We start from the raw sequence: 23,647 nt of genomic DNA on the forward strand, positions 1-23,647 counted from the left end.
CAAGGGGTTTCGAATTACCGGGCGGGCCGCGCTGAACTGCTCGTACGAGTGACGGAGTTTGAGCTGAACGCGTGTCGCGGTCCTGTGACAGAAGCGTGACCGGTGGGGAACAAGGGGGTGCTGACGCAGGCTTCGCCCCCGGCTTCCGTCACCGTCCGCGGCCGCCTACGGTGGGTGTCATGGCACCGAAACCGACCCCTCCCGCACAGCCCGACGACGCCCCCGAGTCGTATGTCGGCCTTCCCGCCGAGGGCGCCGAGCAGCAGGCCCGTGAACGCGGCTGGACCACCGTCAGGTCGCTCCCGCCGGGCGCGATCATCACCATGGAGTACCTGGCGGGCCGGCTCAACTTCGAGGTGCAGGGCGACACGGTCACCCGCTGCTGGCCGGGCTGACCGCCCCGACCGGCATACGGCAAAGGCCCCGACCTGTGGTCGGGGCCTCTGTGCGCCCTGGTGGGTTTCCCTGCGATACCCAGCACCGGACAGCAACCGCCAACGCCCCCTGGCCCACGCCCAGCACGGACCAGGGTGACGGGATCAGCGCGATCCCAGTACCGGACAGCAACCGCCAACGCCCCCTGGCCCACGCCCAGCACGGACCAGGGTGACGGGATCAGCGCGATACCCAGTACCGGACAGCAACCGCCAACGCCCCCTGGCCCACGCCCAGCACGGACCAGGGTGACTGGATCAGCCGCCTGTCGCCGGCCGCGAGGTCGGTGGACGGCGGCTGCCGGACGGCGTGACGGGTGTCCGCTCGGAGCGCACCGTGTGCGGCCTGGGCTGGGCGAGTTGGGTCGTCGTACGGCCGGTGGTCCTGCCGCCGACCGCGCCCACCGGCTCGCGAGCCGGCTGCTCCTGCTCCTCGGACGGCACACGCTGCGGGAATATCCCGGGCCTCGGGCCGCCGGCGGCAACCGGCAGCGAGGGAGCGAGCCGACGCCGCGCACGCCACTGCTCGCGCAGCGAGAGGATCCAGGCCTCCGCGCTGCCGATCAGCGGCTCGCACCAGGGCAGCGCGAGCAGGATCAGCAGCCCGGCCGCCCAGCCGAGCAGCACATCACTCAGCCAGTGCGTACCCAGGTACACGGTGGTCAGTCCGACGCCCAGGGAGACCACTGCCGACAGGGCCGACAGATAGCGTCTGGCCCGCGGAGTGGTGGCCAGATACGCCAGGATTCCCCAGGTCACGACCGCGTTGGCGGTATGCCCGGAGGGAAATATATCCCCGTCGGCGAAGAGCTCGGCGGAGCCGATCTGCGTCGCGTAGTGGGGGCCGAGGCGGCCGAGTCCGATCTTGACGGCGCCCACCGTCGCATTGAGCAGGAGCAGCGCTGCGCCGAGGGCCAGCAGCGGACGCAGCGTGTGCTGGCGCCAGGAGCGCCAGCCCAGCCACGCCGCCACCATCACGGCCGTCGGTCCGCGCTGTCCGAGCACCACGAAGTAGTCGAGGAAAGCGTGCAGCTCCGGCCACTGCTGGTAGGGCCGGAAGAGCATGACCTTCCAGTCGATGATCACCAGCCAGGTCGGGGCCAACACGGCCACGACGATGGCGAGATAGAACGCAGAAGTCCCGCCGAAGAGGGCGAGACGGGTGCGGCTCATCCGCGGGATCTCTATCTTCGGCGGCTCCGGCTCCCGGTCCAGGCGGGCAAAGATGTCGGTACGCACCCAATCGACGTTACAGCGAGTGAAGGTGCGGCTAGGCCGAACCAGCGTCTTTGTGATGACGATGTGATGTGGAGTAGGTCTCAGATCGGCATTTATTCCGGGCTAATTCGGAAATCCCGGTGACCGCGCATCCGCATTGCTCCGAGGGCTGTCACCTGGGGTCCTTTCTGGGGCGCAAATAATAGTTCACCGCCGTCCCGTGCGGAATTTTTCCCTTGTTCGGCGCGGTCCGGGATCGGTCCCGGTCCGTGCGTGGCGTGGCGTACGCCACATGCCGGTGTCCGGCGAGGTGAGAGCTGGGACACGCGCGAGGCGCCGGAACTCGCGTACGCTGACGGCTCACTCGCCCGTCGATGCCGGGCCGCCCCGCGGGACAGCGGTACAGTCCCCGGCTGGCCCACCGAGCGCGAGGGACTCATTGGGAGGTACGTACATGTCCGGGACGATCACGGCCGGAGCACGGCTGCGTGCCGCCGGCGGCGGTGCAAACCGCTGGGTCGTCCTTGTCGTCCTCTGCGTCAGCCTGCTGCTCGTCGCGCTGGACGCGACCGTGCTGCACGTCGCGGTGCCCGCCGTCACGGAGGATCTGCGCCCCAGCGGCGTCGAGCTGCTGTGGGTCGTGGACGCGTACCCCCTCATCTGCGCCTCGCTGCTGATCCTCTTCGGCACGCTCGGTGACCGGGTCGGCCGCCGCCGGGTGCTGCTGCTCGGCTACGGCATATTCGGCATCGCCTCCGCGGTCGCGGCCCTCGCGACCACGCCGGAAGTGCTGATAGCCGCCCGCGCCCTGCTTGGCGTCGGCGGCGCGATGATCATGCCCGCGACGCTCTCGATACTCCGCGCGGTCTTCCCCGACCGACGGGAGCGGGCGACGGCGATCGGCATCTGGACCGCGGTCGCCGCGGTCGGCGCTGCCACCGGACCGGTCCTCGGCGGCTTTCTCGTCGAGAACTTCTGGTGGGGCTCGGTCTTTCTGATCAACATTCCACTGATGGCACTGATACTGCCCGTCAGCCGCTGGCTGCTGCCCGAGTCGAGGGGCGGCGCCGACGGTCCCTGGGACGTGCTCGGCGCGCTGATGGCCGCCGCCGGAGTGCTCGGCGTGGTACTCGGCGTGAAGCGACTGGGCGCCGGCGACAGCCTCCTCGACATCCGCACGGCCGGACCACTGCTGCTGGGCGCCACGCTGCTCGCCCTGTTCGTACGGCGGCAAAGGCGCCGCGCACACCCGCTGATCGACATGCGGATGTTCGCCAGGGCCGCCTTCTCCACCTCGGTCGGCTGCATCATCCTCGCGATGCTCGCCCTGGTCGGCCTGGAACTGATAGCTGTGCAGTACCTCCAGCTGGTGCTCGGTCTCAGCCCGCTGGAGACCGGCCTGCGGCTGCTGCCGCTCACCTTCGCCGCGATGGCCGCGGGCGCCACCGGTTCGCACACCCTGAACCGCATAGGCCCGCGCCGGATGGTCGGCTGGGGCTTTGTGCTGACCGCCGCGGCCGTGCTGCTGCTGGTCCTGATGGGACAGCACGACCGGCCCTGGCTGCTCACCACCGGCTTCGTACTGCTCGGCTTCGGGTTGCAGACCACGCTGTTCGGCGCGTACGAGTCGATGCTCAGCGAGGCCCCGGCGGACCAGGCCGGCGGAGCGGCCGCCATCGGTGAGACCTCCTACCAGCTGGGCGCAGGCATGGGCATCGCGATGCTCGGCAGTGTCATGAACGCCGCCTACGCGCCCGCCTTCTCCTCGCTCGGCTCAGTCCCGGCCAGGGACAGGGCGGCGGCCTCCCACTCGCTGGGTGAGGCCTACCAGGTGGCGGACCGGCTCGGTGGCCCGGCCGGCGAGGTGCTGCGCACCACGGCCCGCCACTCCTTCGTCGGCGGACTCCATGTCACGCTCCTGGTCAGCGCAGGTCTGCTGCTGCTCGGCGCGCTTGCCGCGCTGCGGCTGCCGAAGGTCATGGAATGCGCGACTGCGGTCGAGAAGTGCCCGAGGCCCCGGCGTCCGGACCTCTCGCTCCCGGCGAGCCGCGAGCCGGCCGAGGCCACCGGGTCTGGACGCGCGGCACACTGAGTCGTAACGTCGTGCGGAGCCCGTAACTAACACTGCTAGTTTTCCGAGTTCCGCCGTGTGAGTGCCGCCGGAGGCCACGTCATGTCCGCACCCTCGAAGCCCGCGCCCTTCGACCCGAGCGATCCTCTCGGCATCGACGATCTGCTCGACCCCGAGGACCTGGCGATCCGCGACACCGTCCGCGACTGGGCCGCCGATCGCGTCCTGCCGCACATCGCCGACTGGTACGAGCGCGGCGAGCTGCCCGGCATCCGCGAACTGGCCCGGGAGCTCGGCGCGCTCGGCGCGCTCGGCATGTCACTGAAGGGCTACGGCTGCGCGGGCGCCACCGCCGTCCAGTACGGACTCGCCTGCCTTGAACTGGAGGCCGCCGACTCGGGCATCCGCTCGCTCGTCTCCGTGCAGGGCTCGCTCGCCATGTACGCGATCCACCGCTTCGGCTCCGAGGAGCAGAAGCAGCGGTGGCTGCCCGGCATGGCGGCGGGCGAGATCATCGGCTGCTTCGGCCTCACCGAGCCCGACCACGGCTCGGACCCGGCCGGTATGCGCACCTTGGCCAAGCGCGACGGCTCGGACTGGGTGCTGACCGGCCGCAAGATGTGGATCACCAATGGCTCGGTTGCCGGGGTCGCCGTAGTGTGGGCGCAGACCGACGAGGGCATCCGCGGCTTCGTCGTACCGACCGACGCCCCCGGCTTCTCCGCCCCCGAGATCAAGCACAAGTGGTCGCTGCGCGCCAGTGTCACCAGCGAGCTGGTCATGGACGACGTGCGGCTGCCGGCCGACGCCGTACTGCCGGACGTCACCGGCCTGAAGGGCCCGCTGAGCTGTCTCACGCACGCCCGCTACGGAATCGTCTGGGGCTCGATGGGGGCCGCGCGCGCCAGCTTCGAGTCGGCGCTGGAGTACTCGAAGACGCGCGAGCAGTTCGGCAGGCCGATCGGCGGCTTCCAGCTCACCCAGGCCAAGCTCGCGGACATGGCGGTGGAACTGCACAAGGGCATCCTGCTCGCGCACCATCTGGGCCGCCGCATGGACGCGGGCAGGCTCCGGCCGGAGCAGGTCAGCTTCGGAAAGCTCAACAATGTGCGGGAGGCGATCGAGATCTGCCGCACCTCGCGCACCATCCTGGGTGCGAACGGGATTTCGCTGGAGTACCCCGTGATGCGGCATGCGACGAATCTCGAGTCGGTGCTCACCTACGAGGGCACCGTCGAGATGCATCAGCTCGTGCTGGGCAAGGCGCTCACCGGCCTCGACGCCTTCCGGTGACCCGGCAGCCCGTGTCCCGCGTCGGACGGGCCCGTCGGCCGGCGAGCGCCCTGCTCAGCTCTGGTTGAAGAAGCCGTCCTGCCCGCGGCCCGCGGCTTCCCCGTTGACGACCTGGGTGTCGGCGGGGCTCAGCAGGAAGACCCGGGTGGCGACGCGCTCGATCGAGCCGCGCAGCCCGAAGGTCAGTCCCGCGGCGAAGTCCACCACGCGCTTGGCGTCGGAGGGCTCCATGGACGTGAGGTTGACGATGACCGGGACGCCGTCCCGGAACAGCTCGCCGATGGCGCGGGCGTCCCGGAAGCTGTCCGGCGACACCGTGGCGATCCGGCGGCCCTCTTCCTCGGCGGACTCGGAGGCCACGCGCACCCGCGGGTCGGTGACCCACGCGTCAGCGGCCTCAGCACCCTCGGCGTACTCGTCGTCGTAGTAACGCTCGTCGCTGTCCTCGACGAGTCCCAGCCAGGCGCTTGCCTTGCGCACAGATCCCATGGACGCCTCCTTTCACTGCAGTTCGCTCTCTGCGGTCTTCTGCCCGTTCCGCATCCCTATGGTCGTCCATAATGCGGATCGCGCGCCAAGTGGATAGTCGCCGCGCAGGGGATTCGTGACGGTACTGGTGCAGAAGATGTGTCGATTCGTCAAGGTTCTTCCCACACGCGCAGCATGATCAGCCCAAAATATGAAAGTCCGACCAGACGGGTGACGTCGGGGACGTACAGGTGAACGGATCGCTCGATACGATGCGTGCCGCACTGTTGAACGACTCTCGGGGGACGTTGTGTTCGGAATCGTCAGACCATGCACTCACCGCCTCGGCGAGGGGCTGAAGGCCGAGTGGATGGCCCATCTCTGCGGGCTCTGCCTGGCACTTCGCGCGGATCACGGCCAGTTCGCAAGGGTCGTGACCAACTACGACGGCCTGATCGTCTCGGTTCTGACGGAGGCTCAGACCGAGCGCACCTCCGCTTCCCGACACACCGCGGGCCCCTGTCCACTGCGCGCCATGCGTACCGCGCCCGTCGCCAGGGGCGAGGGAGCGCGGCTCGCGGCCGCCGTCTCGCTGGTGCTGGCGTCGGCGAAGGTACGGGACCACGTCGCCGACCGGGACGGTGTGTTGGCCCGCAGGCCGGTGGCGGCCGCCGCCCGCAAGGTCGCCGCCGGCTGGGACCGGGCGGGGGCGCGCACCGGCTCCGAGCTCGGCTTCGACACCGCGGTGCTGCTCGACGCGGTCGACCGGCAGACCGGCATCGAAGCGCTGGCCGGTCCGGGCACCTCGCTGCTGACGGTCACCGAACCGACCGAGACGGCGACGGCGGCCGCCTTCGCCCACACCGCCGTACTGGCCGGGCGGCCCGAGAACAGGGCCCCGCTCGCCGAGGCCGGAAGGCTCTTCGGGCGCCTCGCTCATCTGCTGGATGCCGTGGAGGACAGGGAAGCCGACGCGGCGTCGGGCGCCTGGAACCCGCTCACCGCGACCGGCACCTCGCTCGGCGAGGCGCGCCGGCTGGCCGACGACGCGGTGCACGGGGTGCGCCTCGCGCTGCGCGACACCCGCTTCGTGGACGACGGTCTTGTGCATGTGCTGCTCGCCCATGAGCTGCGGAACTCGGTGAACCGGGCGTTCGGTACGACGACGTGTTCGCACGCGGGGTACGGAGGGCAGCAGCCGCCCCAGCACGGACATCCGCACCAGGGCGGCGGCTACGGGTCGTACAACGCGAACAACCCCTACGGCGGCGGGGGCCCTTACGGCGGGGGCAACCCGGGAGCGCCGGGCGGGCCCGGCGGCCCCGGTGGGCTGCCTCCCCAGTTCGGCGGCGAACCGCCGAGGCCGAAGAAGCGCGGCTTCCTGGCCGGCTGCGCCGTCTTCACCGGCCTCTTCTGCACCTGCCAGATCTGCTGCGCCAAAGAGTACGAAGGCCCCTGGTCCCGCAAGAAGCGGGAGGGCTGCTGCCGGGACTGCGACTGCCCCAGCTGCGACTGCTGCTGCCCCTGCGACGGCTGCTGACCCGGAGTCAGCTCATTCGATGCCGGTCGCTCGGTGCCGGTCACTTGATGCCGGTCACTTGATCTCGGGCGGCGAGATCTCGGACTTCTCGATCGCCGACTCGGTGGTGCCCCACTTCTTCAGGATCCGGTCGTACGTCCCGTCCGCCTTGAGCCTGTTCACCGCGGCCTGGAAGGCGGGCGCCAGCGGGGTGCCCTTCTTGAAGGCGAAGCCGACGTCGAGCCGCTTGAACTCATTGAGGAACTTCGTGTCCCCCTGCTGGGTGACGGCATAGCGGAGCCCGTTGATCGTGCTCATCACCACGTCGCTGCGGCCCTGCTGGAGGGAGATCCAGATCGCACCCGTCTCGGCGTAGGTCTGGATCTTGTACGGCTTCTTGCCCGCCTTGGCGCAGCTGTCCTCGTTCTTCTCCAGGGACGCCTCGAAGGTGGTGCCGGCCCCGGTCGCCACATTGAGGCCGCACAGATCGGTGAAGTCCGAGATCTTCGTCAGTTTGCTGCTCTTGAGCGCGGCGAGGCCCTGGCCGTCATTGATGTAGGTGACGAAGTCGATGGTCTTGCGGCGCTCGTCGGTCACACCGAAGTTCCCGGTGCCCAGGTGGTACTTGCCGCTGCCCAGCGCCGGCAGGATCGCCTCGAAGCTCGCCACCTCGCGCTTGAGCCGCAGCCCGAGGACCCTGGCGACCGCCTCCGCGAAGTCGATGTCCTGGCCGACGACGGTCTTGCCGTCCTCCAGATAGGTGGCGCCCGGCGGGGTGCCCACTGCGGCGGCGACGGTGAGCGTGCCCCGGCTGCGTACGTCGGCAGGCAGCAGCTTGGCGGCCGCCTCGTCCTTCGCGACCGACGACACGACATCGGCGGTGGGGATCTTCCCCGGCTTGGCGCCCGGCTCGGCCCCCGGCTTGGCCCCGCCGCCGGCGGTCGCCGGGTCGCCGGAGCCGCAGCTGGTGAGCGTGAGCGCGGCGGCTGTGATCAGCGCGAATGCGACGGCGTGGCGTGTCCTGCTCATGATGCGTGGGTCTCCAGATGCTTCTCGAACGGCAGCGGGCCGATCGACTCCGGATCTGCGGACAGATCGAAGAGCGGGCGGTATCCGGCGGCCAGATAGAGGCCCTTGGCCTCGGGCTGACGCGGTCCGGTGGTCAGATAGATCCGGGAGTAGCCACGGTCGGCGGCCTCCCGTTCGAGCACCCGCAGCACGCGCCGGGCCAGGCCCCTGCGGCGGTGCGCGGAGTGCGTCCAGATCCTCTTCAGCTCGGCGGTGCTCGGGTCATAGCGGCGGTACGCGCCGCCGGCCACCGGCCGGCCCCGCTCCAGAAGCAGCAGGAACGCGCCGTGCGGCGGGGCGAACTCCTCGGACGGGTAGCGCTTCAGATCGGAGGCGGAGCCGTACCGGCTGGTGTACTCGTGGGCCAGCTCATCGAGGAGCGGGCGGGCCAGGGGGTCGTCGGCCGTGGTCCGGTGCACGGACAGCGCGGAGCCACGGCTCGGGGTGAACGTCATGCGTGCCCTTCTTCGAGCAGGCAGAAGGAAACAGGGGTGTGGCGAGGGGAGGGGCGCGCGACGCGCGGTGCTGTGCGAGTGAAGGCGCGGAAAGACGACGCCGAGATGCGTCGGAGAAAAGCAGCGGGGTCAGCTCAACAGGAAGAGGACCACACGCGACCGAAGTCGATGTGGGAGCGCGTGACCAGCCATTGCTGCGAATACATGGCCTAAGTGGAACAGGCATCCGTTTCTGCGTCAACTGCGCTGAGACATACGGCTCACAGTGTGGACAGGCTTGACAGCAGGCCGCACCGACCCCCAGCCTCGAGTACGGATCGTGCTGAGGGGCTCGGTCCACGTTGTGTTTTCTGGTGAAGGCATTCCCGTGTTCGATCTCTGCATCCACGGAGCCTTCGTATGGCTGTGCCCACAGACACCCTCCCCGGGACTCCCGAACCAGCGTCCGCCGCGGGCGAGCCCGCCAAGACCGACGCCGTACAGCCGCGCATCGTCCCCGTACGCCGAACCGGCCAGTGGGCGGCGGCAGTTGCCGTCCTCCTGCTGCTCGCGGGCGCCCTCAATTCCGTCATACGCAATGACGCGTTCCAGTGGGACGTCGTCGGCGACTACTTCACCTCTGCCGCCGTACTGCGCGGCCTCGGACTCACTCTCTGGCTGACCGGCGTTGTCATGGTGCTGGGCTTCGCGCTCGGCACACTTCTCGCCGTGATGCGGCTCTCCGCCAACCCCGTTCTGCGCAATGTCAGCTGGGGATACACCTGGCTGCTGCGCTCCACGCCGATCCTGGTGCAGCTGCTGTTCTGGTTCAACATCGGAGCGCTCTACCCGCAGATCCTCGGCGTCAAGACGGTCGATCTGCTCGGCCCGGTCACCATCGCGATCATCGGGCTCACGCTGCACGAGGCCGCGTACGCCGCCGAGGTGGTGCGCGGCGGCATCCTCTCCGTCGAACGCGGACAGATCGAGGCCGCCGAGTCGCTCGGCCTCGGACGGTGGCGCCGGCTGCGCCGGATCGTGCTGCCCCAGGCCATGCGCTCCATCGTGCCGCCCGCCGGGAACATGCTCATCGGCACCCTCAAGGGCACCTCGATCGTCAGCGTGATCGCCGTACAGGACCTGCTCTACTCGGTGCAGCTCGTCTACCACCGCACCTACCAGGTCGTGCCGCTGCTGCTCGTCGCCACCATCTGGTACACCGTGGTGACCTCGGTGCTCAGCGTCGGACAGCACTATGTCGAGAAGTACTACGCACGCGGTACGGCAGGTGCGCGATGACGTCCATCGTCGTGATCGGAGCCGGTCCGCGGGGGACCGGTTTCCTGGAGCGGCTGGCCGCCAACGCCCCCGAGCTGTATGCCGATCTGCCGCTGGACATCCATCTGGTGGACCCCCATCCGCCGGGCGGCGGCCGGATCTGGCGGCACGAGCAGTCCCCGCTCCTGTGGATGAACTCCATGGCCGAGGACGTCACCATGTTCACCGACGAGACGGTGACGCTGGACGGTCCCGTACTGCCGGGCCCCACGCTCGCGGAGTGGGCAGGTCTCGACGGCCAGTCCTTTCCCAGCAGGCGGCAACAGAGCGCGTATCTGCGCTGGGTGTACGAGGAGGCGGTGGCCGCCCTGCCGCCGACCGTCACCGTGCACGAGCACCGGGCGCGGGCCCTGCGCGTCAGCGGTCCGCGCGACGGCGGCCAGCTGGTCTGGATCGAAGGGCGTACGGAGCCGCTCGCCGCCGATCTCGTCGTACTCACCCTGGGGCATCTCGACGCCGAACTCGACGACGAACAGCGTGGACTGGCGGACTTCGCGCGACGCAACAAGCTGCTCCATCTGCCGCCGGACTTCACCGCGGACAGCGATCTGTCCGTCCTCCCGGCCGGCGAACCGGTCATCGTCCGCGGCTTCGGGCTCGCCTTCATCGATCTGATGGTGCTGCTCACCGAGGGACGCGGCGGACGGCATGAGAACGGCGAGTATGTGCCATCGGGCCGGGAGCCGGTGCTGTACGTGGGATCGCGGCGCGGTGTCCCGTACCACTCCAAGATCGGCTACACCTGGCGGGGCGAACGGCCCCCGCTGCCCCGCTTCTTCGGGCCGGCGGAAGTCGACATGTTGCTCAGTCGCTCCGATCGCCCGGACTTCCGGCGTGACATCTGGCCACTCATCGACAAAGAGCTCGGCTACGCCCACTACCACCGGCTCTTCACCGCCCACCCGGAGCGCACCTCGGTCAACTGGCCCGACTTCGAGGAGAAGTACGCCGCCGCCGAGCCCGCCGGCCCCGAACTGCGCACGCTTGTCGCCGCCTCCGTGCCCGACCCGGCCGACCGCCTCGACCTCGCAGCGCTCGACCACCCCCTGGACGGGATGAGGTTCTCCTCGTACGACGTACTTCAGGACGGGCTGCGCGGCTACATCGCCGCCGACCTCGAACGTCACCACGACCCCGGCCACAGCGAAGACCTCGCCGTTTTCCTCGGACTGCTCTCCGTCTACGGGCAGTTGATCCGGCTCGGCGGCATCGGCGGCTGGTGGCACGGCTTCTTCAGCTATCTCGCCTCGGGCCCGCCGGGACCCCGGCTGCGCCAGCTCCTCGCGCTCTCCCGCGCGGGCGTCGTCCGCTTCCTCGGCGCGGGCATCACCGTCGAGGCCGACGAGCGGCGCGGGATCTTCCGGGCGGGCAGTGCGAGCGTGCCGGGGGAGTGGACCGAGGCGCGGGCGCTGGTCGAGGCCCGGCTGCCGGAGCCCTCGCTGGAGCGCACCCGCAGCCCCTTGCTGCGCGCGCTGTACGCGGACGGTGCCGCCGCGACCCCTGACGGACTGCTGTCGGTGGACCCGGCGGACGGCCGGGTGCTGGACCGCGAGGGCCGCCCGCATCCACGCCGTTTCGCGCTCGGCCCGCACACCACCGCCCGCGCGGGCGGTGCCTTCACCCGGCCGGGCACGGGCGGCCCCGCCTTCCGGCAGAACGACGCCACCGCGCGCACCGCGCTCGACCTGCTTCGTGATCTCGCCTGTCGCGAGCGCCTGAGCGCCTAGGCGCCCTCAGACCCCCTGTCTCGTACGTACGAACGTGAGGACCCCATGTCGCTGACCAGCGATCCACCCGTCGACAAAGCACCACCACCCACCGTCGCGGAACCCGAGGACTACGGTGCGCTCAAGGTGGTCCCCGTACGCCACCCCTGGCGCTGGGCCGCCGTCGCCGCCACCGCGATCCTGCTGGTGCAGTTCCTGCACGGGCTGGCCACCAACCCCGGCTGGGAGTGGGAGGTCTTCGCGCAGTTCTTCACGGCCGAAGTGATCCTCAAGGCCGTCTGGATCACCCTTCAGCTCACCTTCTACGGCACGGTGATCGGCTTCGCCCTCGGCATCGTCCTCGCCTTCACGCGGCTGTCGACGAGCCCCTTCCTCAGGTGGGTCGCCTTCACCTACATCTGGGCATTCCGCTCCATCCCCCTCATCGTGCAGCTGCTGTTCTGGTTCAACCTCGCCTATCTCTACAAGGAGCTGCAGTTCGGCATCCCCTTCGGGCCCGGCTTCTTCTCCTTCGACACGATGGGCCTGGTCGGCGCGATGAGCGCGGCCGTACTCGGACTGGCCCTGCACCAGGCGGCGTACGCGGCGGAGATCGTCCGCGGGGGCGTACTGGCCGTGGACAGCGGTCAGCTGGAGGCGGCTGCCGCGCTCGGCATCCCCCGACTGCGCCAGCTGCGCCGCATCGTGCTGCCCCAGGCGATGCGCTCGATCCTCCCCAACGCAGCCAACGAGATCGTCTCCCTCTTCAAGGGCACCTCGATCGTCTCCGTCATGGCGATCGGCGAGCTCTTCTACCAGGTCCAGGTCATCTACGGCCGCAACGGCCGGGTCGTCCCGCTGCTGATGGTCGCCACCGCCTGGTACATCCTCCTGACCACCGTGCTCTCCGTTCTCCAGCACTACGTGGAACGCCACTTCGCAAAGGGGGCCACGCGATGAGCGCGATGGTCGACGTACGGTCCGTGCACAAGAGCTTCGGCGCGCTGGAGGTGCTGCGCGGAGTCGATCTTCAGGTGCGCACGGGGGAGGTCGCCGTCGTACTCGGACCCTCGGGCTCGGGCAAGTCCACCCTGCTGCGCACCATCAACCATCTGGAGAAGGTCGACAGCGGCTGGATCAGTGTCGACGGCTCGCTCGTCGGCTACCGCCGCTCCGGCGACAAGCTGTACGAACTGCGCGAGCGTGAAGTGCTCAAGCAGCGCACCCAGATCGGCTTCGTCTTCCAGAACTTCAACCTCTTCCCGCACCTCACGGTGATCGAGAACATCATCGAGGCGCCGGTCTCCGCATTGAAGCGGCCACGCAAGGCGGCCATTGCGACCGCCGAGAAGCTCCTCGCCAGGGTGGGACTCGAGGACAAGGCGTCCGCCTACCCCAAGCAGCTCTCCGGCGGTCAGCAGCAGCGCGTCGCCATCGCCCGCGCGCTGGCACTGGAGCCGAAACTGCTGCTCTTCGACGAGCCGACGTCCGCCCTCGACCCCGAGCTGGTCGGCGAAGTCCTCGACGTCATCAAGGACTTGGCGCACCGGGGCACCACGATGATCGTCGTCACCCACGAGATCGGCTTCGCCCGTGAGGTCGCCGACAGGGTGATCTTCATGGACGGCGGCCGGATCGTCGAGCAGGGCGCTCCCGCCGACGTACTCGACAACCCCCGGCACGAGCGCACCCGCGCGTTCCTTTCCAAGGTCCTGTGAAGCACCCATGTCTGCAAGGAGTTTCCACGTGAACACCCGCCGCACCTTCGCCACCGCCGTCGCCGTGATCGCCGCCTCCGGTCTGCTCGCCGCCTGCACAAGCACCGGCGACGCCACGACCGACGCGGTGAAGCCCAAGGGCGCGCAGGGCGAGGGCATCAATATCTCGCCGGACCAGCACCGCATCCGCGGGACGAAGGTCGACGCCATCGCCGCCAAGGTGCCCGAGGCGATCCGTAAGCGCGGCACGATCCGCATCGGTGCCAGCGCCGACGCGTCGCCACCGCTCGGCTTCTACGCGACCGACGACAAAACGCGCATCGGCGCCGAGATCGACATCGCCACTCTGATCGTCGACACCCTGGGCCTGAAGCCGCAGTTCGAGGAGGTCTCCTGGGAGAACCTCTTCGTCGGCCTGGACAGCTCCAAGTTCGACGGCATCCTGTCCAATGTCACGGTCACCGAGGAACGCAAGGAGAAGTACGACTTCGCGACCTACCGGCTCGACAACCTGGCCTTCGAGGCGAAGAAGGGCACCAACTGGCGGGTGAAGGAGCCGAAGGACGTGGCGGGGAAGACCATCTCCGTCTCCTCCGGCACCAACCAGGAGAAGATCCTCGTCGACTGGAGCGAGCAGAACGTCAAGGCAGGCCTCAAGCCCGTCGACATCAAGTACTTCCAGAAGGACACCGACTACTACCTCGCCCTCCAGTCGGGCCGGATCGACGCCTACCTCGGGCCGAACCCGACGGCCGCGTACCACGTGGCCTCGGCCGGACAGACCCAGATCATCGGCACCCTGTCGGGAGGCGGCTCCCAGGTCCAGGGCAAGATCGCCGCGACCACCAAGAAGGGCAGCGGCCTGGTCGAGGCGTATGCCGCGGCGATCGACCAGATCATCAAGGACGGGTCGTACGCCAAGGTGCTGAAGCGCTGGGGCATCTCGAGCGAGGCCGTCGCGAAGTCGGAGATCAACCCGCTGGGCCTGCCCAAGACCAAGAACTGACCGACGCAGGGTTCCAGAGAGGCATTCATCGTCATGTCCGCCACCCCCCGCCCGCTCCATCTGGCCGTCGCCCTCGACGGCCCGGCCCGGTACGAGGCCGAGTACTACGTCGGTCTCTCCCGTCTCGCCGAGCAGGGCGCCCTCGACTTCGTCACCCTCGGCGACTCCTTCGCCCGGCCCGGGCTCGACGCCCTCGCGGTGCTGTCGAGAGTCGCGCCCACCACCGAACGGATCGGTCTCGTACCGACCGTGACCACCACGCACACCGAGCCCTTCCATGTGTCCGCGGCCGTGGCCACCCTCGACTGGGTGAGCCGCGGCCGCGCGGGCTGGCAGGTCGATGTGTCCACCACCGGGGCCGAGGCCCGGCTCTTCGGCCGCCGCCCGGCCGCGCCCGGCGACGCGCTGTGGCAGGAGGCCGGCGAGGTCGCCGATGTCGCCGCACGGCTGTGGGACAGCTGGGAGGACGACGCGGAGATCCGCGACAGGGCGACAGGTCGCTTCATCGACCGCGGCAAGCTGCATCATGTCGACTTCCAGGGCAGCACGTTCAGTGTGCGCGGCCCCTCGATCGTGCCGAGGCCGCCGCAGGGCCGTCCCGTCGTCGTCGCGGACGGCACGGCGGAGCCGGCCACAGCGGCCGCGGCCCGGCACGCCGATGTCGTCCTCGTACGGGCGGGCGCGCCCGAACAGGCCGCCGCGCTCGGCGACGACCTACGCCGGCGGGCCAAGGAAAGTGGCCGGGACCCGGCCACCCTGCGTGTGCTGGTCTCGCTCGTGGTCGACCTCGGCGAGAGCGAGTCCGCGCCGGAGCCCGGCCTGGACAGCGGCCCTCGGCTCGCCGGCGGCCCGCACTTCAGCGGCGGCCCGGTCGACCTCGCCGAGCTGATCACCAAGTGGCACGCTCAGTCGGCGGTGGACGGTTTCCATCTGGCGCCCATCGCGCCCCATCGCGACCTGGAGCGCATCGTCAACGGCACCGTCGCGCTGCTCCAGCACCGCGGTCTGTTCCGCACCTTCTATCCGGGCGGCACGCTCCGGGAGCATCTGGGACTCGCCCGGCCCGCCAACCAGTACGCACAGGCCGGGGGAACGGCATGACGACCCGCAAACAGATGCATCTCGCCGCCCACTTCCCGGGCGTCAACAACACCACCGTCTGGGCCGACCCGCGCTCGCGCAGCCAGATCGACTTCTCCTCCTTCGAACAGCTGGCCCGCACCGCCGAGCGCGGACTGTTCGACTTCTTCTTCCTCGCCGAGGGGCTGCGGCTGCGCGAACACAAGGGCCGGATCCATGACCTGGACGTGGTCGGCCGCCCCGAGTCGATCACGGTGCTGAACGCGCTCGCCGCCGTCACCGACCGGCTCGGCCTTGCCGCCACGGTCAACGCCACGTTCAACGAGCCGTACGAACTGGCCCGCCGGCTGGCGTCGTTGGACCATCTCAGCGGTGGCCGGGCCGCGTGGAACGTCGTCACCTCCTCGGACGCGTTCACCGGGGAGAACTTCCGCCGCGGCGGCTATCTCGACCGGGCCGACCGCTACACCAGGGCCGCGGAATTCGTTGCCGCCGCCCGTACGCTCTGGGACTCCTGGACACCTGATGGGACGCCCCGTCCCTTCGCGCATTCAGGTCAACACTTCGCGATCGAGGGCGAGTTCACCGTTCCCCGGTCACCGCAGGGGCATCCCGTGGTCATCCAGGCGGGCGACTCCGACGACGGCCGCGCGTTCGCCGCGTCCGCAGCGGACGTGATCTTCACCAGACACGGCACGCTGGAGGCCGGGCGTGCCTTCTACGCCGACGTCAAGGCCCGGCTCGCCGCCCATGGACGGGCCCCCGGCGACCTCAAGATCATGCCGGGGGTGACCTTCGTCATCGGCGACAGCGACGCCGAGGCGCAGGAGAAGGCCGCCGAGATCCGCCGTCAGCAGGTCTCGCCGCAGAACGCGATTCTCGCCCTCGAGCTGGTCTGGGGCCGCGATCTCTCCTCGTACGACCCGGAAGGACCGCTCCCGGACATCGATCCGGACCCGGACTCGGAGCTGGTCCAGGGCCGGGTGCGGATCGGCGACCCCTTCGCGACCGCCGCCAAGTGGCGGGCGCTGTCGGAGGCCAAGGGCCTGTCGATACGGCAGACCGTCATCGAGACGACCAGCAGGCAGTCCTTCATCGGCACCGCGAGCAGCGTTGCCGCCGCCATGGACGAGTTCGTGTCCACCGATGCGGCCGACGGATTCATCCTCGTTCCCCATCTCACCCCCGGCGGCCTCGACGACTTCGTCGAGCAGGTCGTGCCGCTCCTCCAGGAGCGCGGGGCCTTCCGTACGCAGTACACCGGTTCGACGCTGCGCTCGCACCTCGGGCTGCGCGAGCCGGTGTGGAAAGGCTGAACACATGAGTACAGACACACACGCAGACGCACACGCGGACGCCGCGCACGAGTGGAAGAGCTGGCACGAGCACCGCACCGAGGCGGTCTCGGCCCCGTACGGCCCGCTCTCCCTCACCGGCACGCACTGGATCTCGGACTACCCGGAAGGTCAAATTCCGGCCGTCCCTGGCCAGTGGCGCGAGGACGGTGACGAGGTGGTGCTGACCGCGGCCCCCGAGGACGGTCTCAGTGTCGACGGGCACCCGCTGACCGGCGAGGTCCGACTCACCGTGGACCACGGCCCGACCCCGGACTCCCGGGTCGCGCACGGCGAGCGGCGACTGGTCGTGCTGCGCCGCGAAGGGCTGTGGGCAGTACGGGACTTCGACCCGGACGCCCCGGCGCGCCAGGCGTTCAAGGGCATTGAGGCGACCGAGTACGACCCCCGCTGGGCGCTGCCGGGACGCTTCACGCCGTACGCGGAACACCGCAGCGTGCGCGTTCAGAACGCGGACGGACGCGAGCGGGGTCTGGGGCTCGGCGGAGAGATCGTCTTCGAGCTCGACGGCGAGGAGCGCACCCTCAAGGTGGCAGTCGAGCCGGACGGCTCGCTGTGGGCGGTCTTCGCCGATGCGACCAGCGGAAACGGTAGCTATCGCTTCCGCTTTCTGCGGCCCGCCGCACCCGCCTGGGGGTCCACCCGGACGAAGTCCGGGGGAGGTGCGGTGACCCTCGACTTCAACCGTTCGCTGCTGCCGCCGTGCGCCTTCGCGGACCACTTCCTCTGCCCCTTCCCGCCGCCCGGCAACACGCTCGCGATCGGTGTCCCGGCCGGCGAACGGAACCTTCTGGGCCGCTGACCCGTCTCAGGGGCGAAGACAAACGCGCAGCCCCGATGGCCACTGAGCCACCGGGGCCGTTTGCCGTGTGCGGGCCGCGGCCGAAACGCGCCCTTGCGCGGGTAGTTGAGCCCACGAATACTCCCGAACAGCGCTTGTCAGGGGCACGGCATGTCCGGAAACCGGACAGACTCCACGTGTGCTCCATGGCTGCGCCTCACGGGCCCGAACCCCACAACGGGCCCCCGATTCCCCCATGGAGGAACGAGAAGTGAGGATCAAGCGCACCATCCCCCGCAGTGGCACGGCGAGACGCACCCGTCTGCTCGCCGTCACCACTGGCCTGATCGCCGCCGCAGCGTTCGCCGTCCCCGCGGCCAACGCAAACCAGGCTCAGACCTTCAGTGCCAACCAGCTGACCGCGGCGAGCGACGCCGTACTCGAAGCGGACGTGGCAGGCACCGCCTGGAACATCGACCCCGCGACCAAGACCCTGGTCGTCACGGCCGACAGCACCGTCTCCCAGGCCGAGATCGCCAAGATCAAGCGTGCGGCCGGGAGCAACGCCGGGGCGCTCCGTATCGAGCGCACTTCCGGTACGTTCTCCAAGCTCATCTCCGGCGGCGACGCGATCTATGCGACGAGCTGGCGCTGCTCGCTCGGCTTCAACGTCCGCAGCGGCAGCACGTACTACTTCCTCACCGCCGGCCACTGCACCGACGGCAACCCGCCCTGGTACACCAACTCCTCGCGCACCACGAGCATCGGCCCCACGGCCGGCTCCAGCTTCCCGGGCAACGACTACGGCATCGTGCGCTACTCCAACACCTCGCTCTCCCACCCGGGCACTGTCGGCAGCCAGGACATCACCAGCGCGGCCAACGCCACGGTAGGCATGTCCGTGACCCGCCGCGGCTCCACCACGGGCACCCACAGCGGCTCCGTCACCGGCCTCAACGCCACGGTCAACTACGGCGGCGGCGACATCGTCTACGGCATGATCCGCACCAACGTCTGCGCCGAACCGGGCGACAGCGGCGGCCCGCTCTACTCCGGCAGCCGGGCCATCGGCCTGACCTCCGGCGGCAGCGGCAACTGCTCCTCCGGCGGCACGACGTTCTTCCAGCCGGTCACCGAGGCCCTCAGCGCCTATGGAGTCAGTGTCTACTGACGCACCACCACTGCAACCGGCAGCCGTCGAGCCCCCGTCCGTATGACAGGACGGGGGCTCGACGTCACGTCCCCTTTTGAGAGGATGTCAGTGCGGTCGGGCGCTGGAGGGACGGGGGTTGCGGGTCAGTGAAACGCATCGGAGTGACCGGCCACAGAGGAATTCCCTCCGAGGGCTACGCCCATATCCGCGCCGGAATGCACGCGGTGCTCCGCGGCCACGAAGGCTCGATGGAAGCCCTCTCCAGCCTCGCGGCGGGCGCCGACCAGCTCTTCGCGGACATCGCCCTGGCCTGCGGCGCCGAGCTGACCGTGGTCATTCCCAGCGGGGACTACGAGGACGGCTTCACCGTCCCCGACGAGCTGGCCCACTTCCAGCAGCTCAGGGGCCGGGCCACCCGGGAGGTCCAGCTGGCCTTCCCGTACGCGACCGACGAGGCCTACTACGCGGCCGGTGCCTATATCGCGGACAATTGCGACCGCCTCCTCGCGGTCTGGGACGGCCACCCGGCCCGCGGTCTTGGCGGCACGGGCGACATCGTCCGCTACGCACGCCACCTGGGCAAGCCGGTCACGGTCATCTGGCGCGAGGGCCTGCAACGCCTCTAGGGCCTGGGCCGAAATACCGGCCCTGGCCCTGTCCGTCCTGATCAACCCGGCAGGGCCTAACTCCGGTGTCTGACCAGCCAGTCCGTGTGCTGCGGCGACACGATGCGCTCCGTCTCGTACACCGCCGAAGGCCACTGCGCATCCGTCACCGTCGTCTCCATGGCCGTATGCATCGCCGCCAGGCCCTCCTCCACCAACGAGTGTGCCGCGATCAAGGGTTGATGGCGGCGTATCTCGCTCCACGCCAGACACGCGGCAGCCGCCGCCGACAACAGGCCCGCCAGCTCCACCGATTCGGCGAGTGAGAACGTCCGCAGCAGCGCGAAGAACAGTGCGAGCGCGGTGAGCAGGCCGATCGAGAGCGACCAGAGCAGAGTGGCGCGGCGGGAGATCTCCGTACGGCGGTGGTACCAGTTGCGCTGTTCAATCAGCCGGTCCCTCACATAGGTCTCCTTGCGGACACTGAATGCCTTCGCGCGCAGCTGTCGCATGGGTGTCGTGATCAGCTCCCCGGCCGCCACCTCCCGCACGTTTGTGCGCGGGTCCTGCCAGCCGACCTTCGTCAGCTCGCGCAGCCCTTCTTCCAGTCGCACGATGAACAGTTCGTCCGCATTGCTGGAGTTGGAGTCGAAGGGCGCTCCATGGACCGAGTACCGCCAGCACATCGACTTTATGAACTCCGCTGCGGAGCGGTTGAGTTGCCAATGCGACTTTGCTCTGCGCCGGGAGGTGCGGTAGCTGAGCAGCAGCACGCCGGCGTACGCCAACGCGCTGAGTGCGCCGGGAAGTTGGAAGGTATCACCGAGCTTCAGTGACGACGGGAGCGCCGCCAGAGCCGCGCCCGCGACCAAGAGCAGCAGCTGGTAGCGGGTGGCGCTGACGGCCTCACGCTGGCGTGAGATCGCTATTGCGTCCGTATGGTGGAAGAGAACCGGCAGATCATTGTTACGGAAGACCATGCTTTGCAGTGGGCCGGGAAACCCGGTCATGCGCACCCCTGTCTGCAGTTTTGTCTTCACTCTTTAGGCGGAATGGCTTGTTCCGTACTCTCCTGCGAGAATGCGATGCAACGCTTTTGTTCCGTCTCCACGTGCTGAGTTGCTGCGAGTGGCCATGAGAGTAAAGTCGTGCCGCCAGCATCGCAACGGTGCGTGGTACCTGTGCTGGACACAACATCAAGGACGGCCCTCATGACGTTTCAGACCTCCGCGTCCTTCGCCGCTGCGAAGAAGAACCGCGTTCCACTGGCGCAGATCGATGTGCGCGGCGGCGACGCCGCCAGGAAGCTGGCCCGCGTCCTGCCGACCCCCGCCGACCGCTCTGTACGTGCCGCCACGTTCAACTCGGCGCTCTAGACTGGCGGAATGACTGGACCCCTGGTCCCATTCCGCGAGATCGTATTGAAGGTTCACAGCAGATGTGATCTTGCATGTGACCACTGTTATATCTATGAACACGCTGATCAGAGCTGGCGTACCCGCCCGAAGGCAATCTCTGACGAAGCGATTTCCTGGACAGCTCTGCGACTGGCCGAGCATGCCAAGAGTCATGCCCTGCCCTCCGTGTCAGTGATCCTGCACGGAGGGGAGCCACTTCTGGCCGGGCCCGAGCGTCTGCGACGTGTGTGCGAGGAGCTCACCGCAACCCTCGACGGAGTCGCCGAACTCGACCTTCGTATCCATACGAACGGCTTACAGCTCAGTCCCCGCTACCTCGACCTCTTCAGCGAGTACGACGTCAAGGTCGGCATCTCCCTCGACGGCGACAGACGCGCGAACGACCGCCATCGCCGCTTCGCGGACGGCCGCACCAGTCATCCTCTGGTCCTCCAAGCCGTCGACCTCCTCCGGCAGGACCGCTACCGCCACCTCTACCTCGGTCTTCTGTGCACCATCGACGTGGCCAACGACCCGGTCGCCGTGTACGACGCCCTCACCGAGCTGGACCCCCCGCGCATCGACTTCCTGCTGCCGCACGCCACCTGGGACGATCCGCCGGCCCGCCCGGACGGCTCACCCACCGCCTACGCGGACTGGATCCTGACGATCTTCGACCGCTGGGACCGGCAGGGCAGGAAGGTGCCCGTGCGGCTCTTCGAGTCCGTGCTCTCCACCCTCGGTGGCGGCCCCAGCCTCACCGAATCCCTCGGCCTCGCCCCCACCGACCTCGTCGTCGTCGAGACAGACGGGACCCTGGAGCAGGTCGACTCGCTCAAAAGCGCCTACGAGGGCGCGGCAGCCACCGGGTTCGACGTCTTCACGCATGCCTTCGACGATGTCGCGGCCCACCCCGGGGTCAGGGCGCGCCAGCTGGGTCTCGCGGGCGTCAGCGAGACCTGCCGCCAGTGCCCCGTGGTGCGTTCCTGCGGCGGCGGGCTCTACACCCACCGCTACGGCTCCCGGACCGGCTTCGACAACACCTCCGTCTACTGCACCGACCTCGAGGCGTTGATCCGTGGCATCGAGCAGCGCACGGCCGCCACCACCGTGTCCCCGGCACTCACCGATCCCGGCGAGCTCATGGCCCAGCACCAGGACGTGACCCGCATGCTGCTCGCCGACCTCCATCTGGAGCTCGACGGGCGGGGCGGCGAGGCCTGGGACGGGGCCTGGGAGTTGGCGTGCGCCCTGGAGGGGCACGGTGATGTGCTCGACGTGGTGTACGGCCATCCGTACACGCACACCTGGCTGCAGAACACGCTGGCCGCCCTGCGGGCAGGGAAGCCGGAGACGGCCGCGCTCGCGCTGCGGCTGCCGTCGTATCTCGCGGCCGCGGTCGTCCGGGGCGGTCTTGAGGTCCCCGTCCGGGTGCCGTACCAGGACGGCAGGCTCTGCCTGCCCACACTCGGCGAGCTGAGGCTGACCGGCGGTGCGGAGCACGGCGTGGCCGAGCTGAGCGTGGCCGAGAAGGGCTTCCTGGTGCGTGTGGTCGGCCGCGAGCCGCAGCACGTGCACACCGGCCAGGAGAGCGCCCTGTGGCGGCCCGTGCGCACGCTCGGCGGCGACGGGACGCCGGCTCTGCGGCTGGACGACGTCGACCCGTACCGGGACTGCTTCGGCGTCCCTGTGCGCAAGCGGCTCGACTCCCGCGAGGCGGCCGGGTGGAGCGAACGGCTGGCCGAGGCCTGGGGGCTTCTGCGCCACACCGTTCCCGAACTGGCCACCGAGGCCGCCGACTGTCTGACCACGCTGACACCGCTGGTCGCGGGCGAGCCGGCCCAGGGCCGCCACGGCTATGGAGCGCTCGGGATCGCGCTGCCCGATACGGCCGGAGGGCTGGCTCTTGCCCTGCTGCGCGGTTTCCGGCGCGCCAAGCTGCAGGCGCTCGTCGAGGTCACGGATCTGTACGCACAGGACGGCTGGTGGCGCCACCCGGCCCCCTGGCAGGACGAGCCGGTCACCGCCTCCGAGCTGCTGGCCGGCACATACGAACGGGTGGGCCTCGCGGCCTTCGAACCGGCGGGGGCCGAGCAGGCCGGGCGCGCCCTGGAGACCCTGGAGCGCGCGGCGGAGCTGACCGTCGGCGGGCGTCGTCTGCTGGACGAGCTCCGGAAGGAGGCAGGCCGTGGCTGACTCCGCGAGCAGCAGCGACCTGGCGCGGTCACTTCGTGCGCTGGGCGTACGGGACGGAATGACCCTGCTCGTCCATGCCTCGCTGCGCGCCACCGGGCTGCATGCCACGGCCGTGCGTGACACGCTGCTCGATGTGCTGGGCGAGGAGGGCACGCTGGTGGTCCCCACCTTCACCACGGACAACTCCGACACCTCGCCCTCGTATCTCGCCGCGGTGCACGGGATGACACCCGAGCAGGCGGCGGCCTTCCGGGCGGAAATGCCGGCCTTCGACGCGGCCACCACGCCCAGCCAGCGGATGGGCCGGTTGGCCGAGTCCGTGCGCACCGCCGACGGTGCCGTACGCAGCACCCATCCGCAGACTTCTTTCGCCGCCGTGGGGCGGCGCGCCGCGGAACTGCTCGCCGGTCATCCGCTGACTTCCCACCTCGGTGACGACTCGCCGCTGGGAGCTCTGTACCGGGCCGGGGCGCAGGTTTTGATGATCAATGTGGATTTCTCGGTGTGCACGGCATTCCATCTCGCCGAATACCGGACCGGATCACCTCTGCGCACCTACCGTTGTGTGGTGCAGCGACCGGACGGGGGCAGGCAATGGACGCAGTACAAGGACGCCGAACTGGACGACAGCGATTTCGATGTGATCGGTGACGCCTTCGCCTGGGGTATGGAGCAGAAGGGACAACTGGGAGGAAGACCCGCAAGGTTGTTCTCGATCAAGGAAGCGGTCGACCACGCGGTGAGCTGGATGACCGAAAAGCGGTGTTGATTGACTGAACAGCGGGGGGAAGGAGTGTGTCGGGCTCC

The 23,647-nt window shown here is 69.3% G+C and carries 22 protein-coding genes; 17 read left to right on the forward strand and 5 right to left on the reverse strand.

Features of this window, described 5'->3' with window-relative positions; all coding sequences use genetic code 11:
* Positions 1 to 179: 179 nt before the first annotated feature.
* Positions 180 to 395 carry an I78 family peptidase inhibitor gene (locus tag ACQEVG_RS11020; RefSeq protein WP_432980684.1) on the forward strand — a complete coding sequence of 72 codons (216 nt, stop codon included), beginning with the start codon at positions 180 to 182 and terminating at the stop codon, positions 393 to 395.
* A gap of 297 nt (positions 396 to 692) precedes the next feature.
* Here the strand turns inward: ACQEVG_RS11020 and ACQEVG_RS11025 are convergent, their stop codons facing one another.
* Positions 693 to 1,673 (reverse strand): phosphatase PAP2 family protein, encoded by a 981-nt coding sequence (locus tag ACQEVG_RS11025; RefSeq protein ID WP_432980687.1) that lies wholly within the window; start codon positions 1,671 to 1,673, stop codon positions 693 to 695.
* A gap of 433 nt (positions 1,674 to 2,106) precedes the next feature.
* Between ACQEVG_RS11025 and ACQEVG_RS11030 the strand changes: the two genes are divergently transcribed.
* A complete protein-coding gene (locus ACQEVG_RS11030; protein WP_432980690.1) occupies positions 2,107 to 3,744 on the forward strand; it encodes an MFS transporter in 1,638 nt (545 codons plus the stop codon).
* 81 nt (positions 3,745 to 3,825) lie between these two features.
* Positions 3,826 to 5,016, forward strand: coding sequence for an acyl-CoA dehydrogenase family protein (locus ACQEVG_RS11035; protein WP_432980693.1), 1,191 nt, complete (start codon positions 3,826 to 3,828; stop codon positions 5,014 to 5,016).
* A gap of 54 nt (positions 5,017 to 5,070) precedes the next feature.
* On the opposite strand, the gene ACQEVG_RS11040 is transcribed toward ACQEVG_RS11035, so the two are convergent.
* Positions 5,071 to 5,505, reverse strand: coding sequence for a cell division protein SepF (locus tag ACQEVG_RS11040; protein WP_432980696.1), 435 nt, complete (start codon positions 5,503 to 5,505; stop codon positions 5,071 to 5,073).
* Positions 5,506 to 5,794: 289 nt separating this feature from the next.
* Here ACQEVG_RS11040 and ACQEVG_RS11045 point away from each other — a divergent pair, with 289 nt between their 5' ends.
* Positions 5,795 to 7,024 carry a DUF5685 family protein gene (locus tag ACQEVG_RS11045; RefSeq protein WP_432980699.1) on the forward strand — a complete coding sequence of 410 codons (1,230 nt, stop codon included), beginning with the start codon at positions 5,795 to 5,797 and terminating at the stop codon, positions 7,022 to 7,024.
* A gap of 54 nt (positions 7,025 to 7,078) precedes the next feature.
* On the opposite strand, the gene ACQEVG_RS11050 is transcribed toward ACQEVG_RS11045, so the two are convergent.
* Together ACQEVG_RS11050 and ACQEVG_RS11055 are read right to left on the reverse strand one after the other, a co-directional pair.
* Positions 7,079 to 8,032: an ABC transporter substrate-binding protein gene (locus ACQEVG_RS11050; RefSeq protein WP_432980702.1), complete on the reverse strand. Its 954-nt coding sequence runs from the start codon at positions 8,030 to 8,032 to the stop codon at positions 7,079 to 7,081.
* Positions 8,029 to 8,526 carry a GNAT family N-acetyltransferase gene (locus tag ACQEVG_RS11055; protein WP_432980705.1) on the reverse strand — a complete coding sequence of 166 codons (498 nt, stop codon included), beginning with the start codon at positions 8,524 to 8,526 and terminating at the stop codon, positions 8,029 to 8,031. Before ACQEVG_RS11055 ends, ACQEVG_RS11050 begins: the two co-directional genes overlap by 4 nt.
* A 399-nt stretch (positions 8,527 to 8,925) precedes the next feature.
* On the opposite strand from ACQEVG_RS11055, the gene ACQEVG_RS11060 reads away from it, so the two are divergent.
* The 10 genes from ACQEVG_RS11060 (at position 8,926) to ACQEVG_RS11105 (ending at position 19,268) form a co-directional block, all read left to right on the forward strand.
* Positions 8,926 to 9,804 (forward strand): amino acid ABC transporter permease, encoded by an 879-nt coding sequence (locus ACQEVG_RS11060; RefSeq protein ID WP_432980708.1) that lies wholly within the window; start codon positions 8,926 to 8,928, stop codon positions 9,802 to 9,804.
* Positions 9,801 to 11,570: an FAD/NAD(P)-binding protein gene (locus ACQEVG_RS11065; protein WP_432980711.1), complete on the forward strand. Its 1,770-nt coding sequence runs from the start codon at positions 9,801 to 9,803 to the stop codon at positions 11,568 to 11,570. The genes ACQEVG_RS11060 and ACQEVG_RS11065 overlap by 4 nt, the downstream gene beginning before the upstream one ends.
* A gap of 45 nt (positions 11,571 to 11,615) precedes the next feature.
* Positions 11,616 to 12,509, forward strand: a complete 894-nt coding sequence (locus ACQEVG_RS11070; RefSeq protein WP_432980714.1) for an amino acid ABC transporter permease — start codon at positions 11,616 to 11,618, stop codon at positions 12,507 to 12,509.
* Positions 12,510 to 12,514: 5 nt separating this feature from the next.
* On the forward strand, positions 12,515 to 13,267 hold the full coding sequence (locus ACQEVG_RS11075; RefSeq protein ID WP_432985258.1) for an amino acid ABC transporter ATP-binding protein: 753 nt from the start codon (positions 12,515 to 12,517) through the stop codon (positions 13,265 to 13,267).
* Between the two features lie 28 nt (positions 13,268 to 13,295).
* Complete coding sequence (locus ACQEVG_RS11080) at positions 13,296 to 14,273, forward strand: ABC transporter substrate-binding protein (protein WP_432980717.1); 978 nt, start codon at positions 13,296 to 13,298, stop codon at positions 14,271 to 14,273.
* A gap of 33 nt (positions 14,274 to 14,306) precedes the next feature.
* Entirely contained in the window at positions 14,307 to 15,374 is a 1,068-nt protein-coding gene (locus ACQEVG_RS11085) for an LLM class flavin-dependent oxidoreductase (RefSeq protein WP_432980720.1), read from the forward strand.
* Complete coding sequence (locus ACQEVG_RS11090) at positions 15,371 to 16,669, forward strand: NtaA/DmoA family FMN-dependent monooxygenase (RefSeq protein WP_432980723.1); 1,299 nt, start codon at positions 15,371 to 15,373, stop codon at positions 16,667 to 16,669. The genes ACQEVG_RS11085 and ACQEVG_RS11090 overlap by 4 nt, the downstream gene beginning before the upstream one ends.
* Positions 16,670 to 16,673: 4 nt before the next feature.
* Entirely contained in the window at positions 16,674 to 17,510 is an 837-nt protein-coding gene (locus ACQEVG_RS11095; protein ID WP_432980726.1) for a DUF1684 domain-containing protein, read from the forward strand.
* Positions 17,511 to 17,760: 250 nt separating this feature from the next.
* Positions 17,761 to 18,660 carry a S1 family peptidase gene (locus ACQEVG_RS11100; RefSeq protein WP_432980729.1) on the forward strand — a complete coding sequence of 300 codons (900 nt, stop codon included), beginning with the start codon at positions 17,761 to 17,763 and terminating at the stop codon, positions 18,658 to 18,660.
* A 128-nt stretch (positions 18,661 to 18,788) separates the two neighbouring features.
* A complete protein-coding gene (locus tag ACQEVG_RS11105; RefSeq protein WP_432980732.1) occupies positions 18,789 to 19,268 on the forward strand; it encodes a hypothetical protein in 480 nt (159 codons plus the stop codon).
* 56 nt (positions 19,269 to 19,324) lie between these two features.
* Here ACQEVG_RS11105 and ACQEVG_RS11110 read toward each other — a convergent pair whose 3' ends face one another.
* On the reverse strand, positions 19,325 to 20,227 hold the full coding sequence (locus tag ACQEVG_RS11110) for a DUF4231 domain-containing protein (protein ID WP_432985261.1): 903 nt from the start codon (positions 20,225 to 20,227) through the stop codon (positions 19,325 to 19,327).
* Between the two features lie 231 nt (positions 20,228 to 20,458).
* Here ACQEVG_RS11110 and fxsA point away from each other — a divergent pair, with 231 nt between their 5' ends.
* The 3 genes from fxsA to ACQEVG_RS11125 are packed head-to-tail and all read left to right on the forward strand — an operon-like array spanning position 20,459 to position 23,609.
* Positions 20,459 to 20,623, forward strand: coding sequence for an FxSxx-COOH cyclophane-containing RiPP peptide (fxsA, locus tag ACQEVG_RS11115; protein WP_432980735.1), 165 nt, complete (start codon positions 20,459 to 20,461; stop codon positions 20,621 to 20,623).
* Positions 20,624 to 20,632: 9 nt separating this feature from the next.
* Positions 20,633 to 22,840, forward strand: a complete 2,208-nt coding sequence (gene fxsBH, locus ACQEVG_RS11120; RefSeq protein ID WP_432980738.1) for a radical SAM/SPASM protein FxsBH, inactivated beta-hydroxylase extension form — start codon at positions 20,633 to 20,635, stop codon at positions 22,838 to 22,840.
* A 58-nt stretch (positions 22,841 to 22,898) separates the two neighbouring features.
* Positions 22,899 to 23,609, forward strand: coding sequence for an AAC(3) family N-acetyltransferase (locus tag ACQEVG_RS11125; protein ID WP_432985264.1), 711 nt, complete (start codon positions 22,899 to 22,901; stop codon positions 23,607 to 23,609).
* Positions 23,610 to 23,647: the final 38 nt, after the last annotated feature.

This window comes from Streptomyces sp. CA-135486, from assembly GCF_050936555.1.
Classification (GTDB): domain Bacteria; phylum Actinomycetota; class Actinomycetes; order Streptomycetales; family Streptomycetaceae; genus Streptomyces.

Coding starts and splice junctions, on each gene's coding strand:
- ACQEVG_RS11020 (WP_432980684.1), top strand. CDS start 180: ATGGCACCGAAACCGACCCCTCCCGCACAGCCCGACGACGCCCCCGAG.
- ACQEVG_RS11030 (WP_432980690.1), top strand. CDS start 2,107: ATGTCCGGGACGATCACGGCCGGAGCACGGCTGCGTGCCGCCGGCGGC.
- ACQEVG_RS11035 (WP_432980693.1), top strand. CDS start 3,826: ATGTCCGCACCCTCGAAGCCCGCGCCCTTCGACCCGAGCGATCCTCTC.
- ACQEVG_RS11040 (WP_432980696.1), bottom strand. CDS start 5,505: ATGGGATCTGTGCGCAAGGCAAGCGCCTGGCTGGGACTCGTCGAGGAC.
- ACQEVG_RS11050 (WP_432980702.1), bottom strand. CDS start 8,032: ATGAGCAGGACACGCCACGCCGTCGCATTCGCGCTGATCACAGCCGCC.
- ACQEVG_RS11055 (WP_432980705.1), bottom strand. CDS start 8,526: ATGACGTTCACCCCGAGCCGTGGCTCCGCGCTGTCCGTGCACCGGACC.
- ACQEVG_RS11060 (WP_432980708.1), top strand. CDS start 8,926: ATGGCTGTGCCCACAGACACCCTCCCCGGGACTCCCGAACCAGCGTCC.
- ACQEVG_RS11065 (WP_432980711.1), top strand. CDS start 9,801: ATGACGTCCATCGTCGTGATCGGAGCCGGTCCGCGGGGGACCGGTTTC.
- ACQEVG_RS11070 (WP_432980714.1), top strand. CDS start 11,616: ATGTCGCTGACCAGCGATCCACCCGTCGACAAAGCACCACCACCCACC.
- ACQEVG_RS11075 (WP_432985258.1), top strand. CDS start 12,515: ATGGTCGACGTACGGTCCGTGCACAAGAGCTTCGGCGCGCTGGAGGTG.
- ACQEVG_RS11085 (WP_432980720.1), top strand. CDS start 14,307: ATGTCCGCCACCCCCCGCCCGCTCCATCTGGCCGTCGCCCTCGACGGC.
- ACQEVG_RS11090 (WP_432980723.1), top strand. CDS start 15,371: ATGACGACCCGCAAACAGATGCATCTCGCCGCCCACTTCCCGGGCGTC.
- ACQEVG_RS11095 (WP_432980726.1), top strand. CDS start 16,674: ATGAGTACAGACACACACGCAGACGCACACGCGGACGCCGCGCACGAG.
- ACQEVG_RS11110 (WP_432985261.1), bottom strand. CDS start 20,227: ATGGTCTTCCGTAACAATGATCTGCCGGTTCTCTTCCACCATACGGAC.
- fxsA (WP_432980735.1), top strand. CDS start 20,459: ATGACGTTTCAGACCTCCGCGTCCTTCGCCGCTGCGAAGAAGAACCGC.
- fxsBH (WP_432980738.1), top strand. CDS start 20,633: ATGACTGGACCCCTGGTCCCATTCCGCGAGATCGTATTGAAGGTTCAC.
- ACQEVG_RS11125 (WP_432985264.1), top strand. CDS start 22,899: ATGACCCTGCTCGTCCATGCCTCGCTGCGCGCCACCGGGCTGCATGCC.